This is a genomic window from Allobacillus halotolerans, assembly GCF_018967645.1.
GTDB classification, from domain to species: Bacteria; Bacillota; Bacilli; order Bacillales; family Alkalibacillaceae; genus Allobacillus; species Allobacillus halotolerans.
This window is the reverse complement of sequence record NZ_JAHLZF010000035.1, coordinates 1810-2965: the sequence shown is the minus strand read 5'-3', so window position 1 is coordinate 2965 and position 1156 is coordinate 1810. Positions and strand designations below refer to the sequence as shown.

General features: G+C 50.9%; 9 tRNA genes and 1 rRNA gene. All 10 read left to right on the top strand.

Annotation, left to right across the window (positions count from 1 at the left end):
- Positions 1–218: 218 nt before the first annotated feature.
- The 10 genes from rrf to KQ486_RS13665 all read left to right on the top strand — a co-directional run bounded on the left by rrf (position 219) and on the right by KQ486_RS13665 (position 1146).
- Positions 219–334: ribosomal RNA gene (gene rrf, locus KQ486_RS13710) — 5S ribosomal RNA — on the top strand.
- 8 nt (positions 335–342) lie between these two features.
- Positions 343–418 (top strand) — tRNA-Val (locus KQ486_RS13705).
- A gap of 5 nt (positions 419–423) precedes the next feature.
- Positions 424–499, top strand: a tRNA-Thr gene (locus tag KQ486_RS13700).
- 41 nt (positions 500–540) lie between these two features.
- Positions 541–616: transfer RNA gene (locus tag KQ486_RS13695), tRNA-Lys, on the top strand.
- Positions 617–619: 3 nt separating this feature from the next.
- Positions 620–701: transfer RNA gene (locus KQ486_RS13690), tRNA-Leu, on the top strand.
- Positions 702–712: 11 nt separating this feature from the next.
- Positions 713–787: transfer RNA gene (locus KQ486_RS13685), tRNA-Gly, on the top strand.
- Between the two features lie 16 nt (positions 788–803).
- A tRNA-Leu gene (locus tag KQ486_RS13680) sits at positions 804–893 on the top strand.
- A gap of 12 nt (positions 894–905) precedes the next feature.
- A tRNA-Arg gene (locus tag KQ486_RS13675) sits at positions 906–982 on the top strand.
- Between the two features lie 5 nt (positions 983–987).
- Positions 988–1061: transfer RNA gene (locus KQ486_RS13670), tRNA-Pro, on the top strand.
- Between the two features lie 9 nt (positions 1062–1070).
- A tRNA-Ala gene (locus KQ486_RS13665) sits at positions 1071–1146 on the top strand.
- The last annotated feature ends 10 nt before the right edge of the window (positions 1147–1156 follow it).

Sequence of the window (1156 nt, the reverse complement as noted above, 5' to 3'; positions counted from 1 at the left end):
CGGATACTAATCGGTCGAGGACTTAACTTACTTTATGATGTATTGCTTCTTATCTAGTTTTGAAGGTACATGCCTTTTATCTTGATTTAAGCGCGTGAAATGTAGGGTTTACGTAAAAAGATAAGCACTTACGAAAAATTCTTTTAAAAATTCCTTGCATTTTTCAACTAAGGTTAATATAATATAACTTGTCCTTGAAAAAAGAATAGAAACACAAGTCCGGTGGCGATGGCAGAGAGGTCACACCTGTTCCCATTCCGAACACAGAAGTTAAGCTCTCTAGCGCCGATGGTAGTTGGGGTTTTTCCCCTGCAAGAGTAGGACGCCGCCGGGCGTATATATGGAGGATTAGCTCAGCTGGGAGAGCACCTGCCTTACAAGCAGGGGGTCGCAGGTTCAAGTCCTGCATCCTCCACCATTTATGCCGGCCTAGCTCAACTGGTAGAGCAACTGACTTGTAATCAGTAGGTTGGGGGTTCAAGTCCTCTGGCCGGCACCACTTATTTTCTCCGCAAGGTGAAAATGATGAACAAATGATCCGAGCCATTAGCTCAGTCGGTAGAGCATCTGACTTTTAATCAGAGGGTCGGAGGTTCGAATCCTCCATGGCTCACCATTTGCGGGTGTGGCGGAATTGGCAGACGCGCTAGACTTAGGATCTAGTGCCTCCGGGCGTGGGGGTTCGACTCCCTCCACCCGCATCATCTTGTTCGCGGAAGTAGTTCAGTGGTAGAACACCACCTTGCCAAGGTGGGGGTCGCGGGTTCGAATCCCGTCTTCCGCTCCATTATGCAAAAAGTTGTGCCGGGGTGGCGGAATGGGCAGACGCACAGGACTTAAAATCCTGCGGAGGGTGTACCTCCGTGCCGGTTCGAGTCCGGCCCTCGGCACCATTGATTTTCTTTGCGCCCGTAGCTCAATTGGATAGAGTGTCTGACTACGGATCAGAAGGTTAGGGGTTCGACTCCTCTCGGGCGCGCCATATAACGGGAAGTAGCTCAGCTTGGTAGAGCACTTGGTTTGGGACCAAGGGGTCGCAGGTTCGAATCCTGTCTTCCCGATATTCCTATGGGGCCTTAGCTCAGCTGGGAGAGCGCCTGCTTTGCACGCAGGAGGTCAGCGGTTCGATCCCGCTAGGCTCCACCATATTTTATGC